Genomic DNA, 6825 nt, shown 5'->3' on the forward strand with positions numbered 1-6825 from the left:
GCGGCGCTTTGGTTTGTCCTTCGGTTCCTCATCGGGCAGGCGCAGCTTTGCCGTCATCTTGGCGACTGCGATCTCGCTCGTTTCCAGGGCCAGTTGAAGCTGATCAATGCTCTCTGATGAAGAGCCAAACCGGTGATTGCGTTGACCTGCTAACTGATGCCGCAGCTTCTCGATCAAGACCGCCTGTGACTTCACCTCGGCCAGCAAAAGGGCCGTGAACTGCCTCAGTTCATCGGGGTCCTTCGGCAGAGATTTATCGACGTCCAGCATGACCAGACCATAGCAAAACAACAGCGCGGTGGGAATCCCATGAGAGCGTTTATCCAGCCTTGAGAGGCGTCCAGCTGCGTTGCGGCACACGCCAATCAATACCTTCCAGCAGCATCGCTAATTGGGCAGCGGTCAGAGCGATTTTGCCCTCTTTCGCCGATGGCCACACGAACCGACCCTTTTCCAAGCGCTTGCTGAACAGGCAGGCACCTTGTCCGTCCCACCAGATGATCTTGATGAGATCGCCGCGACGACCACGAAAGACAAACAGGTGCCCGGTGAATGGATCCTGCTTCAGCGTTTGTTCGGCCTGCGCCGCCAACGTCGTGAACCCGCGCCGCATGTCGGTCACACCGGCGGCCAGCCAGACGCGCGTGTTCGCAGGGATAGGGATCATATGGAAAGGCCACGGATCAGCCGCGCCAGCGCCTCGGGATCGTAGCTACCGACAATCCTCAATTGATGGCCGCCTGCGATGTCGATCTCAATCGCACTGTGGCCGGATGCAGCATTGGCTGCACGCGCGGCGCCCGGTTCTTCGGTGGCAGGCCGGTCAACAATCTCCACAGGCAGAAAGCAGGGCGTCTCACTAACCTCGTCTTCAATAATCTCCCGATCCGGTGCAAACTTGGGATCACGTAGCCATTTGTGGATCAGGTTGGTGTTCATGGCATACCGCCGCGCGACCTGCGCAACCGATACCCCCGGCGCACATGTTTGCGCACAGATCGACACCTTCTCCTCATCCGACCAGAACCGTTTCTTCTGACCCTTCTTGCCCGCCATAGCCGCCCTCAAGATGTCCACTATCAATGGTGGACACTTATCAACGCACTCTATGATACGTCAGAGCAGCAAGACCGGACGCTTACGGTTCAGCAGACCGGTTTTGTGTTTGATGATCTTGTCAGTAGAATTCAACATTGTGGTTTCCTTGTTTGATGGTTCGGTTCGCACCTCCATCAAAACGGACAACCATCATCTCACTCAAGAGATGTGCCGTCCCCATTCCAGCTTGCTGAGAAGGGGGCGGTGTCAGATCACATCGAGACTAATTCACCTCATCTTTTTCACAGGGCTAACTGAGTCTGACCTTCCCAAGCGGCCACACAATTGCTTCGGCATTGATGTAAGCTTTGAGCGTGTCCTCAATATCCTCGGACAGATTTCGTCTCCTGCACACAACGATCGGCGCGTGACCCTAAATGTTGGCTCCGACGAGGTACTGGAGTCAACCTTGTCACCGACGTCGCCGCTGCTTCAAACGTTGGAGCCTACGCCGCTCGACCGACGGCGCATGGACAGAATAGCCAAATCTGCCCTCCCGGACGCTTGGCTTGATGATCTGACGAAAAAGCAGGTTGTTGTGCGGGGCAGGGGAGGGGTCGGAAAGACCGTCATCCTTCTCCAAATGGCATACCGCGCTTATGATAACAAGCAAATGCGCTCGCTGATGCTGACATACAATAAGGCACTTGTCGCGGATATGAGACGTACGATGGCATTGCTGGGTGTGCCGCGTCAGATCGAAAAAGGTGGCATAAGCATTGACACTGTTCATGCGTTTATTGGCCGCCTGATGTACGAGCTTGGTGTCATAGAAAACTATGATGGGTTTCTTGAAAACTACGAGACGCACAAGGAGACACTGTTGGCCTACATTCGAAGTGGGGCGGTGTCCTCCGAAGATCTTGCGGGCGTCGTGGAGGCGAACACGGACGCGTTTTTGTGGGATGCTGTGTTTGTTGACGAAGGTCAGGACTGGCCTTCGAATGAGATCGACATTCTGCGCGCTGTCTACAGTGCCGAACGCATAGTTGTGGCCGACGGCGTTGATCAATACGTCCGTGCTTCTGTGGCCGATTGGACAGCGGGTCTTGCGTCCGAAAAGCTACAGTCTCGTCGATTGCGGCGTTGTCTGCGGATGAAGGCAAACCTTGCTCATTTTGTGTCTGATTTTGCGGGTGCTCTGGGACTGCAGAATTGGGACCTTGAGCCGAGTTCCGACGCGAATGGCGGGCGCGTCATAATCGTCGAAGGCGACTTGTCGACAAAGACTGCGCTGGTCGAACGAGTGAGTGAGTGCTGAGGCAGCAGATTTGGGCAACTATGCGGTTGATTTTCTTGCCTGTGTGCCACCGTCTCTGGTTCTCCATGATGAAGATGAGAGCTATTCTATTCCAGGCCGGACCATCACACAGAATGGAGGAACCGTTTGGGATGCGTCGTCATCGGATGTGCGCGAGCACTATCCAACCGATCGAGATGCGCTGCGCATTGTCCAATACGACTCCTGTCGTGGCCTCGAAGGGTGGTGCGTTATCAATTACGCTTTTGATGATTTGTTTGATTACAAATACCAACAATGGCTTTCCTCGCCACAAGATCTCGGTGGATTGTTTGATACAAGGGAAGAACTTGCGGCTGCTTTCGCGGCGCAGTGGTCTATGATCCCATTGACGCGTGCGATGGATACATTGGTGATTAACATTTCTGGACGCCAATCGACCGTCAAAGATGCTCTTAGAAAGGTTTATGAGCGGCGATCGGATTTTACCGAGTGGATGAAGATATGAATGCTCTTCTATTAGCGGTGAGATCGAATGCTTCCGACCACACTTCCACAAACTAACGAAAAGTGTTAGTTAGAGTGCATGATATCGGAAATGAAGCCTGCCAGAGCAAAGGACTATATCGACGCGCTCGCCTCGCACGGTCGATATGACTTTGATGTAGACGAGATCGCCGCTGCCCTCAATGCATCGAAACCTGCGACGCATAACGCTCTTTCGCGTTTGGCCAGGCAGGGCCTGATTGCCTCACCAGCAAGGGGTTTCTATGTGATCGTGCCGCCGGAATATCGATCTCTGGGGTGCCTTCCGGCGGAGCAATTTATCCCAGCACTCTTTGATCGTAGCGGTGAAGCCTACTATGCAGGCCTTCTGACGGCAGCACAATATTACGGTGCCGCGCATCAGCGGCCCCAAACCTTTCAAGCTTTCGTTGCGCATTCGCGCAAAGATATTCAATGCGGTAGTGTTAAAGTCTCCTTCATCGCGAACAAGCGCATTGCCTCCGTGCCAGTGCGCCAATTCAACACGCCGCGGGGTGCGTTGAAGGTTTCTACGCCAGAAGCGACCGCTATCGATCTTGTTGGATATACCGATAGAGCAGGCGGTCTGGACACGGTTGCCACAGTGCTCTCGGACCTTGCCGACGATATGGATGGTGACCAGTTGGCGCGCTTGGCAAAAGACTCTCCCACGGTCTGGGTTCAACGGCTCGGCTATCTGCTCGATCATGTGGATCAGCATCAAGTCTCTCAGACGTTGCTTTCTCTTGTAGCGACAAGGGCACGCGACTACACGCCGCTGGCACCAAATCTCTCGCACAACAACGCTTCAAAAAATGAGCGTTGGAAAGTCTATATCAACTCATCGGTGGAGATTGATTTATGATACCGCGCGATTTCATTACCGAATGGCGCACAGAAGCACCCTGGATCGATGATCGTCAAGTAGAGCAGGATCTCGTGATCAGCCGCGCCCTCATCGACATTTTTTCGGATGATCTGCTAAAGGCACAACTTGCGTTTCGTGGTGGTACCGCACTCTACAAACTCTTCCTCAAGCCCCCAGCCCGGTACTCAGAAGACATTGATCTCGTCCAAATTGAGGCTGGGGCTGCTGGCGATTTGATGGATCGGCTACACTCAGTGTTAGACCCCTGGCTGGGTAGGCCGCGCTACAAGCAGACCGAGGGTCGGGTGACTTTCGCGTATCGGTTTGAATCCGAAGAAACACCGCCCGTACCGCTCAAACTAAAGGTTGAGATCAATACCCGTGAACACTTTTCTGTCTACGGAACCGAATTGATTCCATTTGAGGTCCGTTCACGATGGTTTGAAGGCAGTTGCGACATAGCCAGCTACGGATTGAACGAGTTACTCGGAACGAAGTTGCGTGCGCTGTATCAACGCAAGAAGGGGCGGGATTTGTTCGACTTGGACGTCGCTCTTAAACATCCGGATGCAGACCCCCAACAAATACTCAAAGCCTTCAATTCCTACATGGATCACGGCGGGCATCGCGTCACGCGAACACAGCTAGAAGAAAACATAGCTGCCAAACTAAACGACCCAACCTTTACGGCTGATATCTCACCGCTGCTTCGCAGTGATTTCGAATGGGACATGAAAGGAATGGCGCAACGGGTCATGGCAACGCTGCTTGCAAGGATGGAGTAGTGGGTGTCATTCATTCGACCAATAATCAGAATACGACGCCCTGCGATCGCCTATAGATTGATTTCTTGCTGAAACCGTTTTTCCATGAGACGATTGTCAAATTAGGGGGTATGCTTATGGACGCTAAGATTTCAACTTTTAACATCGAGAACCTTTTTACGCGGTTCAATTTTGGAGCATTTACTAGCGAGCGAGATCAGCGTTACCTGCCACCGGTTATAAAATTCCTAGGTGATTTTGCAAATCAGGACGGTGACCTGTCAAAATTTGATGACTTTAAACGCCTCATGCAGTCAGCGGCTGTGGCACAGGACGATGACAAAAGACAGCATACCGCGCTTGCTATGGCAGAGGCTGATCCAATGATTTTCTGCCTTCAAGAAGTAGATGGTATCGGCGCGCTTGAACGATTTCGCGATGCGTATCTATACAAGGCGACGAAGGACCGGTTTCCGCAACTTGTGCTTCAAGAAGGAAATGATCCGAGGGGGATCGACGTCGCGGCAATGACACGCGACATCCGACCGGTCATGGCTCGCTCTCATGCTTGGTTGACACCAGGATGGCTTGGAAATGCAGATCGTCGCCGCGAATTGGTCGCCGAATTTCCCGATATCAAGGAGCCAATTAAGCAGCGCCGCAGGGTTTTCAGGCGGGACTGCCTGGAACTGGAGATAAGGGATGGTGACGACTCTCTGACGATCTTTAACTGCCACTTCAAATCCATGGGAGGGGGACGGAAGGCCACCATCGGCGTTCGTCAACTCGAAGCCCTATCAGTTCGGGAAATCATCCGCCGAAAATTCCCTGACCCGGCGGTGGGCAAATGGGTCGTTGTTGGCGATTTGAATGACTACCGAATGCAAGTCAAAGTGCGCTCCGCACTTGATGGCAATGGAAACCCTATCGAGGAGGTTGTGCATCTCGCTGACGATAAACCTTCTGGTATCGATCCACTCGTTAAAGATGGGTTCGGATTTAACGTGGTCGATGTGCTGCCAGAAAATGAACGCTGGACGCATTACTATGCAAGCGACCGAACGAAGACACAGCTCGACTATATTATTGTTTCACCGGCACTTCGTGAGTCAGTGAGAGATGTCGAGATTATTCGAGGTGGGCAGCCCTATCGCGTACCCAATTCCGGCGCTATCTCACGCTACCCAAGGATTGGACATGACCGACCAAAGGCCAGCGACCATTGCCCGGTTGTTGCGACTGTCACAATTTAGCGGATAGGCCCGTAGCGAGTGGTGGTCGAGACCGCATTCATTGCGGACGGCACGGACTCCGTGTGAGGTGGCCTTCCAGTTCCTCACAGGTTTCGAATTGACCTAAATCTGTCCCCAGAAGCGGTAACGATAATGGGACCCACTATCGTCAATGCTTTCGTTCAAGTAAGTTCCGCTCGGCGTCCGCGGAGCGGACAAAGCATGGGTAATCGGGCTGACCAGATAATGGGGTCAGGTTCTTGATAGAGTTGCAGAGTGTTTCTGCAATTTGAGGAGAACGAAATGGATTACTATGTCGGACTGGATGTGTCGTTGAGAACTGTCGCAGTTTGCGTGATTGATACCGATGGCAAGTTGATTTTCGAACGCTCAGTTGCTTGCGAGATTGAGGATATTGCCCACTGTTTACGAGACTTGTCGAAGCCAGTGATGCAAATTGGCTTTGAAGCTGGTGCGATGAGCCAGCATCTGTTCTTTGGCCTTCGACTTCCATCCCGTGTTGATCAGGGATCATTTGATGAACGCGTCAGACCACTGATTGAAGCTGATCCTGATTTATCACATGCGCTTTTGCCGTTGCTTGATGCGCGGGCGGTGCTTTACCGGACCTACCGCGAATTGGATCGGCGGGTGAAACAGACGGCAAGCCATGATGAGACGTGTTTGCGCTTCATGGCGATTCCGGGCGTTGGCCCCATTGCGGCATTGACGTTCCGCGCCGCCGTAGATGATCCATCACGGTTTACCAGCTCGCGCACGGTAGCTGCGCATTTTGGGCTTACGCCGAGGCGATACCAGTCTGGTGAAATGGACAATCCAGGACGCATCTCAAAGGCGGGTGATCCTGACGTCCGGGCGACGCTCTACAGCGCCGCGAACGCGATGATGATGCGATCTGTTGCTAGTTCTGAGATCAAAAGTTGGGGCCTGCGCCTAATGTGAATTAGTCTCGATGTGATCTGACACCGCCCCCTTCTCAGCAAGCTGAAATGGGGACGGCACATCTCTTGATGGAGATGATGGTTGTCCGTTTTGATGGAGGTGCAAACCAAACCATCAAAGGAAACCACAATGTTG

At 53.0% G+C, this 6825-nt stretch carries 9 protein-coding genes; 6 read left to right on the top strand and 3 right to left on the bottom strand.

Annotated elements, in window-relative coordinates; genetic code table 11:
• The 3 genes from ACFWW2_RS01785 to tnpA form a co-directional block, all read right to left on the bottom strand.
• Nucleotides 1-270 (bottom strand): transposase (locus ACFWW2_RS01785; protein ID WP_393925648.1); only part of this gene is annotated, 270 nt, incomplete at its 3' end.
• Nucleotides 271-319: 49 nt separating this feature from the next.
• Nucleotides 320-667 (bottom strand): IS66 family insertion sequence element accessory protein TnpB, encoded by a 348-nt coding sequence (gene tnpB, locus ACFWW2_RS01790; RefSeq protein ID WP_393925649.1) that lies wholly within the window; start codon nt 665-667, stop codon nt 320-322.
• Complete coding sequence (tnpA, locus tag ACFWW2_RS01795) at nt 664-1056, bottom strand: IS66-like element accessory protein TnpA (protein ID WP_393925650.1); 393 nt, start codon at nt 1054-1056, stop codon at nt 664-666. The genes tnpB and tnpA overlap by 4 nt, the downstream gene beginning before the upstream one ends.
• Nucleotides 1057-1174: 118 nt before the next feature.
• On the opposite strand from tnpA, the gene ACFWW2_RS01800 reads away from it, so the two are divergent.
• The 6 genes from ACFWW2_RS01800 to ACFWW2_RS01825 all read left to right on the top strand — a co-directional run bounded on the left by ACFWW2_RS01800 (nt 1175) and on the right by ACFWW2_RS01825 (nt 6690).
• Nucleotides 1175-2359: a hypothetical protein gene (locus tag ACFWW2_RS01800; protein ID WP_393925651.1), complete on the top strand. Its 1185-nt coding sequence runs from the start codon at nt 1175-1177 to the stop codon at nt 2357-2359.
• Nucleotides 2349-2846, top strand: a complete 498-nt coding sequence (locus ACFWW2_RS01805) for a hypothetical protein (protein ID WP_393925652.1) — start codon at nt 2349-2351, stop codon at nt 2844-2846. The genes ACFWW2_RS01800 and ACFWW2_RS01805 overlap by 11 nt, the downstream gene beginning before the upstream one ends.
• Nucleotides 2847-2936: 90 nt before the next feature.
• Nucleotides 2937-3728: a type IV toxin-antitoxin system AbiEi family antitoxin gene (locus tag ACFWW2_RS01810; RefSeq protein ID WP_393925653.1), complete on the top strand. Its 792-nt coding sequence runs from the start codon at nt 2937-2939 to the stop codon at nt 3726-3728.
• On the top strand, nt 3725-4516 hold the full coding sequence (locus ACFWW2_RS01815; protein WP_393925654.1) for a nucleotidyl transferase AbiEii/AbiGii toxin family protein: 792 nt from the start codon (nt 3725-3727) through the stop codon (nt 4514-4516). The genes ACFWW2_RS01810 and ACFWW2_RS01815 overlap by 4 nt, the downstream gene beginning before the upstream one ends.
• Before the next feature lie 116 nt (nt 4517-4632).
• Nucleotides 4633-5748 carry an endonuclease/exonuclease/phosphatase family protein gene (locus tag ACFWW2_RS01820; protein ID WP_393925655.1) on the top strand — a complete coding sequence of 372 codons (1116 nt, stop codon included), beginning with the start codon at nt 4633-4635 and terminating at the stop codon, nt 5746-5748.
• 333 nt (nt 5749-6081) lie between these two features.
• A complete protein-coding gene (locus ACFWW2_RS01825) occupies nt 6082-6690 on the top strand; it encodes a transposase (protein WP_393925656.1) in 609 nt (202 codons plus the stop codon).
• Nucleotides 6691-6825: the final 135 nt, after the last annotated feature.

Source organism: Yoonia sp. R2-816, assembly GCF_046762905.1.
Classification (GTDB): Bacteria; Pseudomonadota; Alphaproteobacteria; order Rhodobacterales; family Rhodobacteraceae; genus Yoonia.